At 61.8% G+C, this 18,314-nt stretch carries 16 protein-coding genes; 5 read left to right on the forward strand and 11 right to left on the reverse strand.

Annotated features, from left to right (window positions below; translation table 11 throughout):
- Positions 1–9: 9 nt before the first annotated feature.
- Together minC and HAP48_RS13415 are read right to left on the reverse strand one after the other, a co-directional pair.
- Entirely contained in the window at positions 10–726 is a 717-nt protein-coding gene (gene minC / locus HAP48_RS13410) for a septum site-determining protein MinC (protein ID WP_166213404.1), read from the reverse strand.
- A 213-nt stretch (positions 727–939) separates the two neighbouring features.
- A complete protein-coding gene (locus HAP48_RS13415) occupies positions 940–1,665 on the reverse strand; it encodes a DUF805 domain-containing protein (RefSeq protein ID WP_166213403.1) in 726 nt (241 codons plus the stop codon).
- Positions 1,666–1,692: 27 nt separating this feature from the next.
- Here HAP48_RS13415 and HAP48_RS13420 point away from each other — a divergent pair, with 27 nt between their 5' ends.
- From HAP48_RS13420 to HAP48_RS13440, 5 genes are all read left to right on the forward strand, one after another.
- Positions 1,693–2,214, forward strand: a complete 522-nt coding sequence (locus tag HAP48_RS13420; RefSeq protein WP_338029001.1) for an alpha/beta fold hydrolase — start codon at positions 1,693–1,695, stop codon at positions 2,212–2,214.
- 820 nt (positions 2,215–3,034) lie between these two features.
- Positions 3,035–4,843 carry an adenylate/guanylate cyclase domain-containing protein gene (locus tag HAP48_RS13425; protein ID WP_166213401.1) on the forward strand — a complete coding sequence of 603 codons (1,809 nt, stop codon included), beginning with the start codon at positions 3,035–3,037 and terminating at the stop codon, positions 4,841–4,843.
- A gap of 50 nt (positions 4,844–4,893) precedes the next feature.
- Positions 4,894–5,805 carry a phosphatase PAP2 family protein gene (locus tag HAP48_RS50010; protein WP_175612329.1) on the forward strand — a complete coding sequence of 304 codons (912 nt, stop codon included), beginning with the start codon at positions 4,894–4,896 and terminating at the stop codon, positions 5,803–5,805.
- Positions 5,802–6,416 carry a papain-like cysteine protease family protein gene (locus HAP48_RS13435; RefSeq protein ID WP_166213400.1) on the forward strand — a complete coding sequence of 205 codons (615 nt, stop codon included), beginning with the start codon at positions 5,802–5,804 and terminating at the stop codon, positions 6,414–6,416. Before HAP48_RS50010 ends, HAP48_RS13435 begins: the two co-directional genes overlap by 4 nt.
- Positions 6,397–7,080, forward strand: coding sequence for a hypothetical protein (locus tag HAP48_RS13440; RefSeq protein ID WP_166213399.1), 684 nt, complete (start codon positions 6,397–6,399; stop codon positions 7,078–7,080). The genes HAP48_RS13435 and HAP48_RS13440 overlap by 20 nt, the downstream gene beginning before the upstream one ends.
- Positions 7,081–7,116: 36 nt before the next feature.
- Here HAP48_RS13440 and HAP48_RS13445 read toward each other — a convergent pair whose 3' ends face one another.
- The 9 genes from HAP48_RS13445 to HAP48_RS13485 all read right to left on the reverse strand — a co-directional run bounded on the left by HAP48_RS13445 (position 7,117) and on the right by HAP48_RS13485 (position 18,016).
- Entirely contained in the window at positions 7,117–7,422 is a 306-nt protein-coding gene (locus tag HAP48_RS13445) for a TetR-type transcription factor C-terminal domain-containing protein (protein ID WP_166213398.1), read from the reverse strand.
- Complete coding sequence (locus tag HAP48_RS13450) at positions 7,403–9,742, reverse strand: LamG domain-containing protein (protein WP_166213397.1); 2,340 nt, start codon at positions 9,740–9,742, stop codon at positions 7,403–7,405. The genes HAP48_RS13445 and HAP48_RS13450 overlap by 20 nt, the downstream gene beginning before the upstream one ends.
- A gap of 66 nt (positions 9,743–9,808) precedes the next feature.
- On the reverse strand, positions 9,809–10,174 hold the full coding sequence (locus tag HAP48_RS13455; protein ID WP_166213396.1) for a N,N-dimethylformamidase alpha subunit family protein: 366 nt from the start codon (positions 10,172–10,174) through the stop codon (positions 9,809–9,811).
- A gap of 82 nt (positions 10,175–10,256) precedes the next feature.
- Positions 10,257–12,581 (reverse strand): LamG domain-containing protein, encoded by a 2,325-nt coding sequence (locus HAP48_RS13460; RefSeq protein WP_166213395.1) that lies wholly within the window; start codon positions 12,579–12,581, stop codon positions 10,257–10,259.
- A 73-nt stretch (positions 12,582–12,654) separates the two neighbouring features.
- Entirely contained in the window at positions 12,655–14,304 is a 1,650-nt protein-coding gene (locus tag HAP48_RS13465) for a branched-chain amino acid ABC transporter permease (RefSeq protein ID WP_166213394.1), read from the reverse strand.
- Between the two features lie 3 nt (positions 14,305–14,307).
- Complete coding sequence (locus HAP48_RS13470) at positions 14,308–15,189, reverse strand: branched-chain amino acid ABC transporter permease (protein WP_166213393.1); 882 nt, start codon at positions 15,187–15,189, stop codon at positions 14,308–14,310.
- A gap of 3 nt (positions 15,190–15,192) precedes the next feature.
- Entirely contained in the window at positions 15,193–15,960 is a 768-nt protein-coding gene (locus HAP48_RS13475) for an ABC transporter ATP-binding protein (RefSeq protein WP_166213392.1), read from the reverse strand.
- Complete coding sequence (locus HAP48_RS13480) at positions 15,957–16,733, reverse strand: ABC transporter ATP-binding protein (protein ID WP_166213391.1); 777 nt, start codon at positions 16,731–16,733, stop codon at positions 15,957–15,959. The genes HAP48_RS13475 and HAP48_RS13480 overlap by 4 nt, the downstream gene beginning before the upstream one ends.
- Positions 16,733–18,016: an ABC transporter substrate-binding protein gene (locus HAP48_RS13485; protein ID WP_166213390.1), complete on the reverse strand. Its 1,284-nt coding sequence runs from the start codon at positions 18,014–18,016 to the stop codon at positions 16,733–16,735. The genes HAP48_RS13480 and HAP48_RS13485 overlap by 1 nt, the downstream gene beginning before the upstream one ends.
- Positions 18,017–18,314: the final 298 nt, after the last annotated feature.

Consider the following 18,314-nt stretch of genomic DNA (forward strand, 5'->3'; position numbering starts at 1 on the left):
TGTGGTCGGTCAGTTCAAAGCTGTGATGCGCAGCATTTCGCCCTCGAGCCACGCCTGGGCGGGCCGGTTGCGCAAGCTGTCAGAGATTTGTTCCGCGGTCTGGTAATAGCCGTCGATGGCAAGCAGCTCGGCCTCGATCCTCTGGCAGAAGATGCGAGCCGCCGAATTGCCGTTGATTCCGGCCATCGCGCGGCCGCGCAGCGTGCCGTAGACATGGATCGAGCCGCCGGCGACGACCTCGGCGCCGGAGCCGACCGAGCCGAGCACGGTGACGTCGCCCTCGGCAAACACGATCGACTGACCGGAGCGGACCGGGTTCTCCAGCAGCAGCGACGGCAATTTGCTCTTGTCCTTGTCCTTGCTTTTTTCCTGCACCTGCGGCGTCTTCGGCTCGACATGGGTGATCGCGCAGGCCCGGCCGCCGGTCAGAAGCGGCGGCATGTTGGTGCCGAGTTTCGATTCGTCGACACCCTCGATGCCGAGGATACGGATGTTGCGTTCCCCCAGATTGCCGACCAGATGCGCGATTGCGGCCTGGCTGAGATCGACGGCCGACAAATCGAGCACGATGGGCTTGCCGGTGAAGAAGCCCGGCGACTTCGCCAGTGTCGCGTCAATTTCGGCAAGCCAGGACACGACCGGCACGACGGGCGAGAAAACGAACGCAACATAGGAACGGCCGCGCATGCGGACCTGCTGACGTACGACCTGTTGAGTTGCGTCCATCGCCCCTGACTCGGCTGTCTTTTCGAATGGTTAACAATCGGCCCGCATGGTTAATCAATGGTTAACGAAGCTGGGTGTTTTCACGGATTTGGTTGGGAGGGGCTGACGGGAGGAACCCCCGCGAACGGACCATGACCGGCAACGCCGCGAACGGCCAGCTCTAGCCACGCTCCTCGCAACAGCCGACGGAGGCGGCAGCTCAGTTGCGTGGCGCTATCGGTTCGCCGCGCGCGGCTGCTGCGACATTTGCCGCAGGAAGTCGGCGGTGTCCTTGGTCAGGCCATAGCCTTGCACCTGATTCGGCCTGACGGCAGTTGATGGCGCGGACACTGAAGCCGGTGGGGCCGGCGGGGATGAAAGGGCCTGGCTCGCGTGCTGCTGCGGAAACAGCACCAAGACGACGACCAGCCCGATCACCGCGAGGGCGAATACGGCGATGGCCCCGATCACCAGCGGATCCGCCTTGCGCGGTTCGGTGGCAACGACGGGGGCCGTTAGCGACGGATCAGGCTCGACCGCGGCTTGCACCGATTCGACAGCCCGAGCGACATCCGCCGCAGCGGCCTCCTTGCCCGGCATCGTGCCGGCAACGACCAGCAACACAAAATTTGCAACCCCCACCACCAGTCCGACCGGATTCATCAACGCCATGAACTGATCCGGCGGAAGCTTGTTCGTGATCGCGTAGGCCGCGACCAGGATCGGGATCACCAGCATCGTGCCGAGCATGAATGTTGGACCGATCCAGCCGGGCCATCCGATATCCTTGAACCGGCCCCCAACCACTGCCGCCAGCGCGATGATCACGACCGTATCGATCCCGCCCAACCCACCATTGCTGCCCTTGGTGAGGATGAAGCCCAACGCGAGATGCGCGAGCACCAATGGGACGGCATACAACCAGAAGGTCGGCTGGTCGGTTCGCTCGGGTAATTTCATCGCCCGCCCCCAAAATGTTGGGCCTGTCTGTTCAGCCGCAACACTTTTGCAACCTGTAGGAGATGGGACGAAGCGGGTCAACGCGCCGCTGAATGCGAAAGTTGTTGCACACGCGCCGATGCGCCGCCACCGTTCGCCGCGGCATGGGACGACCGGATCGCGCTGGTGCGCGAGCGCGGCATAGCGCCGCTGGCCGCGCCGACCGCCGAGCGCTGGTTCGGCTCCGCCTTTCTCGCGGCGCATCCGGCGACTGCCGGCGCACTGCGCGACTGTATCAACGAGACTGATCCCGAGGGCTTCGTCGGCTGTGCCCGCGCGATCCAGGGCCTCGCCTATCTCGACGGGGTGAAACGGCTGCAGGTGCCTCTGACGATGATCGTTGGCGCGCTCGACCAGCTGCTGGTGCAGCCGATGACGGACCTCGCGGCGATGCTGAATTGCCGGCTGGCGATCATTTCCGGCGCCGGGCATCTGCCCCAGGTGGATCACCCGGACGAGGTCGACGCCGTGATCGACCGGCATTTGCGTGCGTTCGCTCCATCGACGTGACGTTTGTCATCCGCCAAGCGCAACTTGGTGGCGGCGTCCCTCGTTGCGCCGGGTGCGGGGGAGGAGCTGCCGACGATAAAACCGGCCTGTGCTGTTGCGCCCCCCCCCGCTCTGCTCGTCGCAACTGATCTCCACGGGCCGGCGTTGGACGTTCTGGTTCAATGTCTACGAAGCTCGCTCGTCGCGCCGCCTCAATAATTCTCGGCACTGTAAGGTGCTTCACATTCAAATCGCGATCGATAGCGTTGGATGAGAACCAACGATGTGGCACCCGGCCGAGAGCAGGCCGGCCGCCGCTTGCACAGCCTTATTCCTCGCTCGCGGGCTGGATGCCAGTCAGTCCGCGGCCCCAGTTATTACTCTGAAGCGGTTTTGACACACAATGAATTGCTTGTGCCGGAAAAACTCCATGGCCCCTATGAGAGGCTTCACACAAACTGCAAAATCCCGGGATGTTGTCGCGTCCGCGTCCGATCCGGCCCCCGAGATCACCTGCATGCTGAGCTGCGCGGATTGTCCATAAGCCACTGAAGGAGGCTGCATGGCTCAATCTGCATAACGAAGGGCAGGATTCTCAACCCGGTAATATCTCTTATCGAAATGCGACCGGGCTGGCTTCACCGCCACCCTGTCGGGCTATCCATTGGTCTTTCATCCGTGGAGGAGATATGTCCGCACCGACCGCCGGCCCTCATCTGCACCTGATTCCCGGACAACCGGCCTGGCCGTCCTCACCTACCGACGCCTTCCAACCGGGCGGCGACAGCGGCGTTTCGTCATGCTAAAATACAGACAAGGTCACAACGCGCCGGTGTTGAGCATGGCAGTGCAGATTGACCCTGTGTTGTCTCCTCAAGTGGCGCCTCCCTTTGAGCGCGCGCATCGCGCGGTGCTAGCGGCTGATGTGGTTGGTTATACCCGGCTGATGGAAGCGGCCGAGTTCGAAACCCATCAACGCCTTCGCGCCCTCCGTGTTGAAACCACGGATCCGACCATCGTCTCCCATCGCGGTGAGATCGTAAAGAATACCGGCGACGGGTTTCTCGCCGTATTCGAGAGCCCGTCGGATGCCGTGGAATGCGCCACCGAGTTGCAGCAGGAAATCCTGCTTCGGGAAAGCCAGCATTCTCCCGAGCGTCGCATCGCATTTCGAATTGGTCTCCATTGGGAGCCCGTCATCTTCGATCTCGATGACGTCTACGGAAGCGCCGTCAATATCGCCGCGCGCCTTCAGACGGCTGCGCCGGCGGGCGGGATCGTGATGTCGTCGGCCATGCTCGATAATCTTGATGGCGTCGGAGAACTGAAATTCGACAGCCTTGGTGACCTTCGGCTGAAGAATTTGACGCGGGCCGTCACCGCGTTCTCGTTACGATTGCCGGGGGTGGATCGCGGTGCGGCAGTCGGGTTCGCGGGCTCGCCTGCGAAACGCGCAAGACTGCCCTCGATCGCGGTCCTGCCATTCGTCAGTCTTTCAGACGATGCCGACGACAATTATTTCGCTGAGGGATTCGTCGACGATATCATCGCAACGCTCAGCAATATTCGTCATCTTCTGGTTGTTGCTCGCGGGTCGACCATGATGATCGATCGCCGCGCCGTCGATCACGGAACGGTGGCCGGCGAACGGCTTGGCGTGCGGTATTTTCTCAGCGGCAAGATCCGGCGCGCCGGCAGTCGAATTCGGCTCTCTGTTGAGCTCGGGGACTTATCGACGGCATCGGTCATATGGGCAGAAAAATACGAGACGGATATCGAGCAGATCTTCGGCCTGCAGGACGAAATCGCCCTCATGATCGTGGGTCGCATCTCGGCGCATGTGCAACAGGCCGAGGTCAAACGCGCGATGCGGAAGCGTCCCCACAATTTAAACTCGTACGATTATTTTCTGCGCGCGCTTGACCTGCTCTACAAGCTGGACTTCGCGAGCTTTTCGCGGGCTCGGACCCTGTTGGAACGGGCGCGCGAGGAGGACGACGGCTATGCGGCACCATATGCATTTTCTGCGCGTTGGCATATGCTGAACATTGCCGAGGGCCGATCGACCGATCCCGACGCCGAAGTCGCCGAGATCATTCGGCTCTCGAACTGCGCCATCGAACGCGATCCATCCGACGCACTTGCTCTTTCACTGCAAGGGCACGCGCGGAGCGCATTCCATTTTGACTATGACACGGCTTTGGACTGCTTTGATCGTGCGCTTGCGGCGTCGCCAAACAATCCCTGGGCATGGATGTTCAGCAGCGCAACATACGGCTTCATCGGCCAGGCAGCGTCGGGAATTGAGCGCGCCGAACGGGCCATTCGGCTGTCCCCGCTGGATCAACAAGCCTTTGTCAATTATTCACGGCTCTGCCAAAATCATTATTTGAACGGCACCTATGAGGAAGCCATTCGCTGGTCGCGAAAGGCACTCAGCCTCAATCCACGGTATGGAAACGCGATCAGGATCGCGGCGGCAAGCTTGGTGGCCGTCGGCCGGCATGAGGACGCCTCGCTGATGGCGAAGCACCATCGGTTGGTTTTGCCGCAGTTCACTGTATCTCACTATGCACCGCGTTGCCCTTTCAAAGCGGAGCAGGCCTCGCTTTACGTGCAAAGACTGGAAGCCGCAGGACTTCCTGTGTGAATTGGAGTGACCCGATTTGACAAAATGATCATTGGAGCTGGGAGGTTGCGATGCAATTTCATTTGCGTGATGGCGGCGGGGACGGTGGCGGCGACGGCGGCGGAGATGGCGGTGGCGGTGGTGCTGGCGGTCAGAGCTATGGCGCAGGCGGAGCCTATGTTGGTTCGCCACCGCCACAGGGCGCACCTTTCCTGATCTTCGATCCGCTGGGCGGTGAAATCCGTGAGTCGGACTTCAATTTCAATGCGGTTTTCCCTTGGTCGGGGTGGCAACCCGACCTCTTTGGCGTGATCGCCCTGGCGGAGTTCGGCGAGACCAATTGGCGCCGCTATATTCAGCACGATGGTCCGCCAACGGATCATGCAAAAATTGTTGTCGAAATTGATCAGCTGGCCGCCATGGCTCGCGACGAGCGCCCGCGCCTGATCGGGGAAATTCTCGATCAAAATGCGAGACTCCGCGGCTACTTTGCCGAGGTCTTGATGATGTCAGCGTGGTCACACCCCAACACGCTCAAGATCATTGAGATGGCGATCCGGGTCGCTCAAATGGTCGCGATTCACTTCAAGCTCAAATTCAATCGGGCTCGGCCGCAGCAGATTTGCCCTGCTCTCGTTCCGTTGATCAATTCGCCGGGGCACGCCTCATTTCCAAGCGCGCATTCGCTCGAAAGCCACCTGATCGCGCTGTCGCTTGCGGAGATCGATCCTCAGCATACAAAAAGGGCGCTCATCGCATTGGCCGATCGCATTGGCCGCAATCGAGAGGTGGCGGGTGTCCATTACCCGAGCGATACGCGTGCTGGAAGGGAGATTGCCGGCCAGGCGTTCGATATCCTCAAAAATTGTCCGACGTTCAAGGCGACATTGATTGAGGCCAAACGTGAGCCTGGCGGGGCCGGGACACTAACCCTGCCTTCCGGATATTCGACCTCCACCGCGAAACCGGAGGAACGATCGTGACTTCAACAGCAGACGAAACCGCTTCTCTCGTGAACGCAACCTGCGTCCCGATTGAGTTGCCTCCGCTCACGCAATCAAGATGGCGGCTGCTCGACTTCAAGAACCAGCAGCAGGAAAAGTCAAACTGGTGCTGGGCCGCCGTCGCGGCGAGCGTCGCCCATTTTTATCGGCCCTCCAGCACAGTAACCCAATGCGACATCGCGAACGGACAACTGGGCCAGGATGATTGCTGCGTGGGCGGCAACGAGACATGTAATGTCTACGGCTACCTGATGTCGTCGCTGTTCCGCGTTGGCCATTTCAGCAAATGGACGGCGCGCCGACCCGCGTCCTTTCAAGAGACCCAGGAAGAGATCGGCGGCACACGCCCGCTATGCATGCGCATCGTGTGGAATGGCGGCGGGGCCCACCTTGTCACGATCAAAGGTTACGCCGGTGAACCCGCGCCCGGTGCGCACCAGCAAGATGACCGCGGCTTGGCGATCGCGGACCCTTGGTGGGGCCTCTCGGACATCGACGCCGAGGAATTCCCGCGCGGCTATATCAACTGCGGCGCCTGGACGGACACATACTACACCAAGGGGGCAGCGCATGCCGATCTCAGCAGCTGATCTTTCAGATGGTGCCCGCAACGCCGTCCTTGCCGGCATGATCAAGCGAGCATCCACGCGGGGCTTTGCGACGCCCAAGCTAAGCTTCGCGCACAGCGACCATCCCGAAGACCTCCAGCTTTGCGCACCGCATCGCATTGCACTGCTGCGATTGAACACGTTGCGTCGTCTGATCCGGCCCAACGACGCCGGGGCCAAGGCTACCGCGACAATCAAGGCTCCCGCGACAATTGAGTTACCTGCACTCGATTCCGTAGTGACCATCCTCGGTTGGCGGTTTCTCATCTATGACAGGAGCGACGCTCTTGAGCCGATTGCTGCGGCTCATGCTGTGTTGACAGACCACGGAGATTACCGCCTGGCCGAACTGAACGAGGGGCCATACGTCACCAGCTCTCTCAATGCGCTTCAAGCGCCCTCGGTGCGCGAAGCGATCTCGTCCAGCATCGACGATGGCAACTCGTGCGAACCGATGCTGCTGCTTGCGCCGGCAATTCACTTTGCCGGATTGTGGATCCGATATCAGGACAGCCAAAAAGACTTCATCCTGCCGATGGATTCGAACCTTCTGCCCGCCTTCCGTGACGTGAAGCCCGCACAGCTGCTCGCTGTCCTGTTTCAAGCATCGCTTGCGGTTCCAACCGACAGCGCTTCGGCAGGGTGACACAAATCGGTACCCGGTCGCGGCGTGCAGCGCCGGCTATCGCTTGCGGGAGCGATCGATCGCAGCGCCGCGGACCATGAGGGCGATCTGGCGGCCGACCTGGTCGACGCTGAGCGGGCCGCCTGCCTTGAACCAGAACACGGTCCAGTTCATGGCGCCGAGCATCGACAGGCGGAAGGCATGCCGATCGCAGTTGGGATTGAGCGGAAGTTCATCGATCAGGCCCGCGAAGATCTGCTCGTACTCGTCGCGCCGACGAACCAGCTTCCGGACGCCTCGGAGATTGTAGTAGCGCGGCGGGGTGAGAATGGCCCGGGTGACGCTAGAGGCCAACTCGTTCAAGTCTTTCCGTATTCTGCATGGGTCTGTTCGACGAGCCCGGCAACGGTCCCGGCTTGACGAACGCATTCACAACGTTGCTCAGAAGCTGCGAGACATTGTTCTCGAATCCGTCGATGGGCAGGGCACTCCCGAATGCGATGGATCCGGTTGCAAACACCGCACCATGGTTCGGCGCCTCGAAGTACACCATATCGGCCCGCAGGATGTAGTTGTGCGTCCCGCTGAAACCCTGATGCGCGTGCGCCCCCTCCTCGTCGTGGGCGATGTAGTTGTCGGGGTGACCGCCTGAGGATGCGATGATCTTGGTGTTGGGCGGCGTGCCGAACCCCAGTTTGTAGCAGTCGATCTCGATGCCCGCCGCCCCGCCGTTGCCCAGGCCGAAATCGCCGATGATCTCGCCCTCGATCCCCTCGGTGATCCAGGCCAGCGCGGGATCATAGCTATCCGGCATCCGCCGGTAGGGCTGGCTATGAGCGAAGCCCTCGCCGGCAAACGTGTTGCCGACCAGCTTCTGCCCCCAGCGCTGGAAGCCGGTCCAGATCCCGCCCATCTGCCCCGTCGTGGCGAGGTAGTATTCGCCCGGCCGTGCCGCCCAGGCTATCCAGTGTCCTCCGGTCTTGCGACACTCCATGATCCACGGTTCGTCGTCGCGAAACGCCACATTGCAGCAGAAGCTGTTCGCGCCCATGCAGATGAATCGTCCGCCACCGGCGATATAGTCCTCGTGCGCATCGAGCATACGCTCGGAATGATATTCCGGATGCGTCGAATTGAGGATGCATGCATAGGGGGCCATTGCGGCGACACCCTCCAGATGAACATCTTCATCGGTCAAAACGTCGTAGTCGTATCCCTTGTGCTCGAGCCACGCCAGGATCGAGAGATCAGCCGGAAAATTCCAGGGCAGGTCGAACGCGGAGATTCGGTATTTCGGTCGCATGTTGACCATCGGGCGGTGATAGCTCGAGTAGCAGATGCCGGCGCCATCCGCGTGCGAGTCGTAGCAGCCTCCGCCGAACTCCGGATTTTCGTAGATTTCGATGTCGACCTCGGAGATCGTCGGCGGCTGACCGGCCATCGGCTGCACGATGTGGCCGTCGGTCGCGAAGCGCTCGTTGGCATAGGCGATATAGGTTGCCGTGGAGAACAGCAGAGCGATGCGACCGCTCGGAACGCGCGGCCGGACGAAGAAGACGATGTATTCCTCGGCCAGGCCCTTGCCGTCGCCGCCGCGTACCCTCATCGCGTACGCGCCGCTGCGCAGCGTTTCGGGCAGCTCGAGCGTCTTTGTGACTTTCCAGTTGCTGTCGATCATCGCGTCGGCATGGAATTCGATGCCGCCGTATTCATGCGGGGCGAGACGGAAGCAGTCGTTGCGGCCGTTCCAGTTGTAGCCAGTCTGTGCGCGCACCGGCCTGTTGTACCCGTTCGCATCGAGACGGTGTGGTCCGATGTCGACCACGACATCGCCGATGCCGCGATCGGTGTAACCCTTCGTGGTGTCCCAATATGCCACCATGCCGTATGATGGAGGCTGCCCGCCCGAGCGGATCGCGTCGAGCTCCTCGCGACCCAACAGGCGATCGAACACACCGCAGCGATCGATTTTCCCGCAGTAGAGCTGCGACACGAAATGGCCGCGGAGTGCGTGCCAGTCGCGCGAGCCGGCCACGAGGAACGGCGTCTCGGGCAAGTTGCTCTGCCTGAATCGAAACACCTCCGACACATGCGAGCGATATTCGACCGGCGCGACCTTGCTGAGCAGGCTGTTGTAACGGTTCACGACTCCTTCCTGGTAGAGGGTGGCGCGACCGCTTCGCGCATCGAAGGTGGCCGCAACGAAATACCAGGCCTGCTTCTGCAACGGCAGCTCCGCTTGCAGATAGTCGACCTCGTTCCCGCTCCCGACCCAGAACTCCAGCCTGCCGCTCGGATTGATCCCGAGGCCGTAGCCGTGATTCTTGTCATTGTCCCAGCGGCCGAGCAGACATTGACGATGCCCGACATCCGGCCACGTCGGCCAGATGAATGCACAAAGCGTGATGCTGCCATCCAGCGCGAGCTTGCGGTCGGGGTCGGCGACCTCAAGGAAGGATCCGACCTGCGTGAACTGCTTCTCGACCCGCCAGGTGCCGTTGGCGACGCAGTCGATTTCCTCCTCGATGAATCCCGGACCATGCGGATGCTCGTCGCCATGGATCAAGCGCACGAGATGGGCTTCAGCGGTGGACGCGCCGTCGGCACTGACATGAAACTGTATGGTGTCGCCGGGCTTCACCGAGATCTTGTCTGCATAGCCGAATATCTTGATCTGCGCCATGGTGCGGAGTTTCCAATCGAGAAGCTGAACGAGGCTCGTGCCCCACCCAGCGTGTTGCAGCTATCTCTAGGTTTCGAGAAGGTCGCGAATGCAGTGCAGGAACAGACCATGCCAGGCGTCGTTCGCTGACGCGTAGATGGCCTCGTCAACCACGCGCGGGGAAGTCCCCCGATGCCCCGACAGCCTGACCACCTGATACTTGCGGAACGGCTCTACGGCCTTGACCGCATATCTTTCGTCGAGCGGCCGTTGACGGAAATAGATCAACAGACGCTCGAGCCGTTCGCTGTGCTGGCCCAGCGGCGACCGGCGGTGTTCTTCGATCACCTCGGGCGTCACGAGCGTCCGCAGAAACTCGCGGCGGAAGCCGTCGAACCGGTCCCGGACGATGATGTCGCGGTCCTGAGACCTTTCGTAATCGAGAGGCAGCATCCTCAGCTCTCCGGAATCTGCAAATGTCCGACGTGAACCGTGCCGGCTGGACGTACCGGCGCGGCATTCCGTGACGGATGTTTTAGGCCCACTGCTTTTCCTCGTTGACCCAGGCGAACCCGGGCAACCTGCCCGTCCCGACGAACGCCTCGACGACGTTGGCCAGCACACGGGATGAGCTGTTCCTGAAATTGTTGACCGGCAGCGATTGCGCGAACGCGACCGAGCCGCACGCGAACACGGCTCCCCCATGGGGCGCCGTGAAGTAGGTCATGTCTGCATGAACGCGCCAGTCATACGACCCATAGAGGCCGAGGTAGGAATAGAGAACGAGTTGCTGGTTCACGACATAGCTATCGGTGTGTCCCCCCGACGATGCAATGATCCTGGTGTGCGGCGGTGTGCCCAAGGCACGATCGTAATAGTCGAGGGCCAGCCCCGCGGCGCCGTTGTTGGCTAGGCCGAAGTCGCCGATAATCTCGCCATCGATGTCTTTGGTGATCCAGGACACGGTGCGGTGATAGCTGTCCGGCATCCGCCGGTATGGCTCGCTTCGTCCGCCGCCCGAGCTGCTCAAGCCGATCCCGACCAGCTTCTGCGTTGCCCGTCCGAGCACCTTCCAGGGGCCGCCGCGCATCCCGTCTGTGGCCATGTAGTGCTCGCCGTAGCGCGATATCCACGGCTTGTACCCGTCATCGCGGCGCCGGCACTCCACGATCCATGGTTCGCCGTCGCGAACGCCTGCCGTAGCGTTGAATCCATTGCCGCCCGCATAGATGTAGCGGCCACCGTCGGCGATATAGTCCTCGGTCGCGTCCAGCATGCGCTCGGTGTAGTATTCAGGTCGCGCGCCGCTGATGACGCAGGCGTACGGCGACAATGCCGCCGGTCCGTCGCGGTGCAGATCCTCGTCGGTCAGGACCTCGTAATCGAAGTCGCTGTGGTCGAGCCATGCGATGATCGAGAGATCGGCCGCCAATCCCGACGCCACGTCCAGGCTCGGCATCCTGTATCTCGGCCGCATGTTCAAGATCGGACGGTGATAGGAGCTGTAGCACACGCCGCTGCCGTCGGCGTGCATGTCGTAGGTCGACAGCCCGAAATCGGCTCGCGCGTACATCTCGATATCGATGCCGGACAGCACGGCCGGCTGACCCGTCAAGGCCTCGCGCTCCGGATGATCGAAGCACAAGCGCTCGTTCGCAAAGGCAAGGTAGGTCAACGTCGGAAACAGAAATGCAATCCGCGCCTGCGGTTTTTCCGGCCGCACGAAGAACACGACATGCTCCTCGCTCAAGCTCTTTCCCCTGCCAGAGCGCAGCCGCATGGCATAGCAGCCGCTTTTGAGACCGCGTGGCAGGGTGACGACCCTGGTTGCCTTCCAATTGCAGTCGGTCAGCGCGTCGGCATGAAACTCGATGCCTCCGAACTCGTGCGGAGCCAGACGGAAGCAATCGGTGAAGCCATCCCAGTTCCAACCGGTCTGGCCGCGAACCGGGCGGTTGTATCCTCCGGCATTCAGCTTGTGCCGCCCGACGTCGACCACGAGATCGCCGATGCCGCGGTCGGTGTATCCCGCGGTCGTGTCCCAGTACGCGACCAGGCTTTCCATCGCGGGGACGAGGCCGCTTCTGATCGTGTCGAGCTCGCCGGGCTGCAGCGCCTGATCAAACGCGCCGCACCGGTCGATCTTGCCCCAATAAAACTCCGATACACATGCACGCTGCTGCGCGTCGCGCCTGCGCGAGCCTGCCATCAGGAACGGCGTTGTGCCGAGGTTGCCGGGTCCGGTCCGGAATATCGCGGACGCATGAGAATCGTAATCGACCAGTGCGACCTTGCCCAACAGGCCGTTGTACCGGTTGCCGACACCGACCTGATACAAAGTCGCACGCCGGGTTTTGGCATCGAAAGTCGCGGCTACGAAATACCACATCTGAACCTGTAGCGGCGTATCGGCAGCCAGGCAGTCGACGGCATCTTCGCCGCGTCCGATCCAAAACCTCAGATAGCCCTTCTCGTCGAGCCCGATCCCATAGCCCTGCTTCCGATCACCGTCCCATCGGCCGATGACGCTTTGGCGTTTCCCGGACGCAGGCCAGGTCGGGTGAACGAAGGCGAACAGGGTGAAACTGCCTTCGAACGCTAACCGGCCTGCGGGGTCATCGACCTCGAGGAACGATCCCACCTGGGTGAACTGTCGTTCGACCCGCCATGTGCCGTTGGCGGCGCATGCCACCTCCTCCTCGACGAAGCCAGGTCCGGCCGGATTTTCATCGCCGTGGATCAAGCGCACCAGTTGCGCCTCAGCCGTGTCCGCCCCCTCGGAGCTGACATGAAACTGGATGGCCTCGCCCGGCTTGACCGAGATCCTGTCCGTGTAGCCAAATAGCCTGACCGGTGCCACCACCAACTCCCTCGTTTGCGATCGTCCCGATGTCCGCCGCGCAGGTCGGACAAAGCTTCATTCGTAAGTTCGATCAGGACTCCAGCAGGTCCTGAACGCGTCGCATGAAGACGCCGTGGCAGGCCTCATCCGGTGTCGAGTAAATCCTGTCCTCGACCACGCGCGGCGCCACGCCCCGATGTCCGGACAGCGCCACGATGCGGTACCCCTCGAAGCGTTCCACGGCCATGATGGCGTACTTCTCCACCTGAGGACGCGTGCGGAAATAGATCAGCAGCCGTTCGAGCGCCTCGCTGTGCTGTCCATTGAGGGACTGGCGATGCTCCTCGATGACTTCCGGCGACACCAGCGTCTTAAGATGATTGCGGGTCATCTTGTCGTAGCGACGTTGATAGATGATGCTCTTGTCGTCGGTCTCCGTCGCCTCCTCAGGCAACATCTCGCCGCCCTTCTCCGCCCGCGTCGACCTCCGCTCGCTCTTCTTCTTGTCGCGCCAGGCACGGAACTGCGCCTTGATCCCAAATAGCCCGTTGCGCAGGTAGAGAACGACCAGCAGCATGATGAGGCCGATGATCATGAAGCGCGCGGGCCCCCATGTGTTCAGCACCTGGTCAAAGAACACGACGATGAGCGTACCGACCACCGCGCCTTCCGCACGTCCGACGCCGCCGATCACCAGCATGGCGAGGCCGAGCAGGACGGTGTCGAAGTTGAAGATCGAGAACGCCACGCCGCCGAAATTCGAGGTGTAGAATCCGCCGATGAAGCCCAGCGCCGCCGACGAGATGAGGAACACCCAGACACGCGCCTGGCGAAAGTTCACCCCGGTCGCCTCGGCGAAGGCCTCGCGCTTTTCGGGCGCCATGCGAAGGATTCGCCCAAGCCTGCGGCCGTTCACGAACCGGTAGAGCAGCAACGCGAGCAGCATCAGGCCGAAGCAGGCGTAATACGCCAGGAGCAGTTGACCCAACTGCGACCAATCTTCCGGCACGTAGGTCGTTGCGCCATACAGGCCGCCATTGGCGGACCCGAATTCCTTCGAGGTGATGAAGTAGACCCGGCAGAGCTCGTTGAGCCCGAGGGTGAGAAGCGCGTAGTAGAAGCCATCCAGCCGCGTGGCCGGCAGCGCGATGATCCCGCCGAAGACCAGACCCACCAGCGCGCCGATCGGGGGCAACAGCCACCAAGGCAGCGCGAACTTGACCGCAAGCAGCGCCGTAACGAACGCGGCCGTCCCGACCACTGCGTAGGTGGCGAGCGAGAAGACACCCGCCGTGCCCATGATGAGCATCCAGCACAGGCTGATGGCGGAATAGATGCCGAACGTGGCTCCCGCCGTCAGCAGCGTGTTCTGAAGGTCGCCGGGCGTGAACAGGGGAGCGATCGCCAGCGCGAGTAGCCCCAACACCCACCAGATCGGCCGCTTGTCGACAATCGTCTTCTCCGCGCGCAACGTCTTGGGATTGTATTCCCCGCGCAGCCGCAGCACCCGGCGGCGCGTCGGCCAGTAGCGAAGACGATTCCACATCGTCCTGCCGTGGCCTGGCCACTTGTGATAGTAGCGCAGCCGGCCGACCGGGTTCAGCTTCGTCTTCGATTGACGAGTCCCTTCCCAAACCTCCTGATGGCTTCGAAACGGAATGGTTGGAAGTTCTTCGACGTCGCGCTTGCCGCCCCAGACGAAGAGTGGGTTGCGCCATTTGGTGCCGCTATCAAGAGACATTGCTCAGGCCTCCCTCGCCTTGTCGAGCAGCCCGGCAATGCCGCGCGGACGAACCAAGAGAATGGCGATAATCACGACGAACTGGGTGATGAGAACGTAGCGGCCGCCGATCGACATGCCTGTCAGCGCCTCGTTCAGGCCGAGCACGATCGCGGCGATGACGGCGCCGCGCACGCTGCCGAGTCCGCCGCAAAGCGCAATGCTGACGCCCTTGATCATCGGCATCAGTCCGCCGAACGGCGAGATGTAATAGGTCTGAGAAAGCAGGACGGCCGCGAGACCCGCCAATCCGCCCGTGATGCCCATGACGTAAAAGGAGGTGCGCCGCACGCCGATGCCGACGATGGAGGCCGCGTGGGGATTCATCATCATGGCGCGGATTTCGAGGCCACGGCGGCTCGACTGCATCCACCTGAGAACGACCGCCAGTATCACGATGGACGTCACCACGTTGCCGACCTTGTCGGCCGTGAAGACCGCGCCCGGCAAGGATAGCGACCAGTTGCCGAAGATATCCGGCAGATTCTTCGAACGCGGACCGAACCACCAGAGCAGGAATTGCGTGCCGATCAGATTGATCGCGAGCGTCGCAATCAAACCGCGGATGGTGAAATTCGGTTTGTCGTGGATCGGTATGAATCCGATCGCACAGATGATTACACCGCCGAGCGCGCCGGCGAGGATACCCGCGGCCAGCACTGCAGGTCCCCATGCGGAGACGTTCTGGGCGAACAACCAGGCGCCATACCCTGCGAATGCGAAAATGAATCCGTAAGACAGGTTGAGCAGGCCAAGACTCGACCACGTGATCGAAATTCCGATCGCGAGCGTGCCGTAAATGCACGCAAGGACGATGGTGTTGCTGACGATAAACCAGATATCCACGTTTTACGCCTTTCGATAAACGTTCAACGCGAGGGCCGCCGAGGCCTCACCCTTGAGCTTGCCGACATGCATGCCGATGACGCGATCGACCCGTCCCTCAAGCAATGCAACGTTCTGCTCCGCAATAATCATGGCGGCATCTCCGAGCTTGACGGCCATCAGCGCGTTGATCACGCTCTTGCCGATCTTGGGCGCCAGCCCGAGCGATGGCTCGTCGACGAGGAAGAGCGACGCATCGGTCATCAGGCCGCGACCGATCGACACCATGCGTCGCTCGCCCCCCGACAGGCGCCCCACAGGTACATCCATCAGCTTCCGCAACGGTGGAAATATCTCGAGGATGCGGAGCTTGCGTGCGGCGCGATCGCGCCACGCCGTCGCGGTGTAGGCCCCGGAATCGAGATGCTCCTCGACGGTCAGGCCGTGGAAGATCTCGTCGCCCTGGGGAATCAGCGCCAAACCCGCGCGCACGATTTCGTGGGTGTAGCGCCCCGGTCCCTGGCTTCGGGTGCGACCCACCTCCCTGCCGTTGAGTTTGATCGAGCCACGCTGCCAGCCGGTGAGCCCCGCGATTGCATAGAACAGCGTCGACTTGCCGTGGCCGTTCAGGCCGACGATGCCAATCCGCTCCCCGGACTGCACGACGAGATCCAGGTCGTGGATGACGCGGACCGGACCGTAGCCGGCAGACAATCCTTGGACGTTCAAGACCTCGCGCGAGGGCTGCCGCGCCGGAGCGCCCGGCAAATGATTGCTCACGGAGATGTTCATGCGTCGGCCTCTTCGCTGAAGTCCTCGAAATAGGCCGCGTGAACCTTGGGATCCGCCATGACGTCGTCCATCAAGCCCTCGGAGATGACCTCTCCGGCGTCCATCACCAGAATGCGGTCGGCGATCATGCCGAGGAGCTCGATGCGATGCTCAACAATCAGGATCGCGACATCCATCTCCTTGGCGAGCATGCGCAGGAGCTTGTCGATCTCGTCGACCTCCGAATTGATCAGGCCCGCCGCCGGCTCGTCCAGCAGCAGCAGCGACGGCCGGCGCATCAGCAGGCAGGCCAACAACAATTTGCGCCGGTTGAAGGTATCGAGCTGCATCGCCGGTGTGTCCTCACTGATCTTCAGACCGACAAGGTCGGCGCCATATTCGGCGTCGAACTTGGTGAGGAAAGGCCGATAGGCCTGACGCGCCGCCTTGAATGTCTCACCGACCGTCAACTCGTCGGGGACGACCGGCGTCTGAAAGGTGCGGCCAATTCCCAGACGCGAACGGGAATGCAACGGCAAGCTCGTGACATTCTCGCCTTTGAACCACACCGTGCCGCTCTTCGGAGGCATCCGTCCGGAGAGGATTTCAAACAAGCTCGTCTTGCCCGCGCCGTTGGGGCCGATGATGCCAAGCACTTCCCCGGCCTGGACGTGCAGGTTGATCTCGCGGAGAATCTCACGCCCGCCGAGATCGAGCGAAATTCCACTGCAGGAGAACAGGGTGGCTGTTCCGCCCTGTTCAACCCCGCTGCTCGGAGACAGTCGTCTGAGCATCAGCTCCACCACGGCGCAGCGATCAGTTTCGTTTCCGAGACCGGACCGGGATAGGTGATCTTGTGCTCGCCTCCTTGGATCTGCACGTAGAGCTGCGCGACGCCGGCCTCGAGCTTTTGCGCCTGCAGCTCGTCTCCTCCATTGTCGGGGAAATGCCTCGCCTCTTGGTAGGGATTACCCATGTCGACGTGACCGCAAACGCCACGCTGGGGATTGGCGCGGATCCAGTCGCAGACCTCGCTGAACTTCCGGGGATCGCCAACAGCCTCCCAGGCCTTCTTGAGGTAGTAGGTCTGATCGTACGCGATGCCGGTGTAGGCGAGCCCCGCGATGCCGGGGAAACGTTTTTTGTACTTTTGCCTGTAGGCGAGACCTCTCTCGTCGCCATAAATGCCCATGGTCGTGCCCCAGACGAAGCCGTTCGCAGCCGATCCGGCAAGCTCGAGGAATTCCGGCTGGGACGGGCCGTACTGGAGATAGACGAGCGAGTCGCGCACGGGGCTTGCAACGAACTGCTTGCAAAACGCGGCGTATTCAGCGGCAACCCAATGGTCCACCATGATCGCGGCGGCATCGACTTCCTTCATCTCGCGAATGACCGGCGCCCAGTCCTGCACGGGATACTGGATATCCGTAATGCGGGCGACTTCGAACTTGCCGCGCCGCTTGATCGCCTCCTGCGCGGCACGCGAAATGGTCTGGCAGTAACCGATCTGCTCCTGAATGATATGAACCTTGCGGTTCTTCGGCTTCCAGACGCCCCGCTGCTCCTCGTCCTCCAGCCAGGAAGCATAGCTCCATCCGTAGTTCACCTCCGACGGGCAGAACTGGAAGATGTGGTTGTACTTATCCGGATGCGCCTTGACGGCAGAGGTGCCGGCGCGTTGAGCGTTGCCGTTGATGTACGGACATTTGTACTTCACGGTCGCGTCCATCGCCGGCAGCGGGACAAGCGTGAAAGCAAAGGAGATGGCGTCGACCTTGGCGTCCACGCAGGCGGCAAGCGCCTGCTTGGAGGATTCTGGCGACAGAACGTTCATGTCCGTCGTGAACAGCTTCAGCGGCCTGCCGAGGATGCCGCCCGCGGCATTGATCTCCTCCATCGCGAGCGTCGTGCCGTTCAGAAAGTCCTGATGATCCGCAACCCCCGCGGCCGCCGTCTGGCAGTAGGGAATGCCGAGAATGATCGGCCGTGCTGCAAACGCCGATCGTCCAACAAATGGCGCCGCGACAGCCGCGCCGATGCCCGCGGTCACTGAACGTCTGGTGAGTCTCAAAACCATCTGAGCGACCTCCTGCAATCGCGCGCACAGGTTCTCGGCATCGCGACCGAGACCGGGCGGGATTTCGTGTTGGGTGACGACGGCGCATCCACGCGTCGTCGGGTGATTGCGGCCCTCGACCTGCACCGCAGGATCGAAGCTTCGGTTTCCCGCCGATTTTCAGCAATACGTCAGCTGACCGATTTTAGCGGGCGCGTTGGAGCGACCCGGAAGTCTCCCGAGCTACACTGCGGGCACGAACAGAGACCGGGGTGACAATTTGCTCAGCAAGCCCAGCCCGGATTTTCATCAACCAACG

This window comes from Bradyrhizobium septentrionale (assembly GCF_011516645.4).
Classification (GTDB): domain Bacteria; phylum Pseudomonadota; class Alphaproteobacteria; order Rhizobiales; family Xanthobacteraceae; genus Bradyrhizobium; species Bradyrhizobium septentrionale.

Coding starts and splice junctions, on each gene's coding strand:
- HAP48_RS13415 (WP_166213403.1), bottom strand. CDS start 1,665: ATGAAATTACCCGAGCGAACCGACCAGCCGACCTTCTGGTTGTATGCC.
- HAP48_RS50010 (WP_175612329.1), top strand. CDS start 4,894: ATGCAATTTCATTTGCGTGATGGCGGCGGGGACGGTGGCGGCGACGGC.
- HAP48_RS13475 (WP_166213392.1), bottom strand. CDS start 15,960: ATGAACATCTCCGTGAGCAATCATTTGCCGGGCGCTCCGGCGCGGCAG.
- HAP48_RS13455 (WP_166213396.1), bottom strand. CDS start 10,174: ATGCTGCCTCTCGATTACGAAAGGTCTCAGGACCGCGACATCATCGTC.
- HAP48_RS13480 (WP_166213391.1), bottom strand. CDS start 16,733: ATGCTCAGACGACTGTCTCCGAGCAGCGGGGTTGAACAGGGCGGAACA.
- HAP48_RS13425 (WP_166213401.1), top strand. CDS start 3,035: ATGGCAGTGCAGATTGACCCTGTGTTGTCTCCTCAAGTGGCGCCTCCC.
- HAP48_RS13465 (WP_166213394.1), bottom strand. CDS start 14,304: ATGTCTCTTGATAGCGGCACCAAATGGCGCAACCCACTCTTCGTCTGG.
- HAP48_RS13440 (WP_166213399.1), top strand. CDS start 6,397: ATGCCGATCTCAGCAGCTGATCTTTCAGATGGTGCCCGCAACGCCGTC.
- HAP48_RS13450 (WP_166213397.1), bottom strand. CDS start 9,742: ATGGCGCAGATCAAGATATTCGGCTATGCAGACAAGATCTCGGTGAAG.
- minC (WP_166213404.1), bottom strand. CDS start 726: ATGGACGCAACTCAACAGGTCGTACGTCAGCAGGTCCGCATGCGCGGC.
- HAP48_RS13485 (WP_166213390.1), bottom strand. CDS start 18,016: ATGGTTTTGAGACTCACCAGACGTTCAGTGACCGCGGGCATCGGCGCG.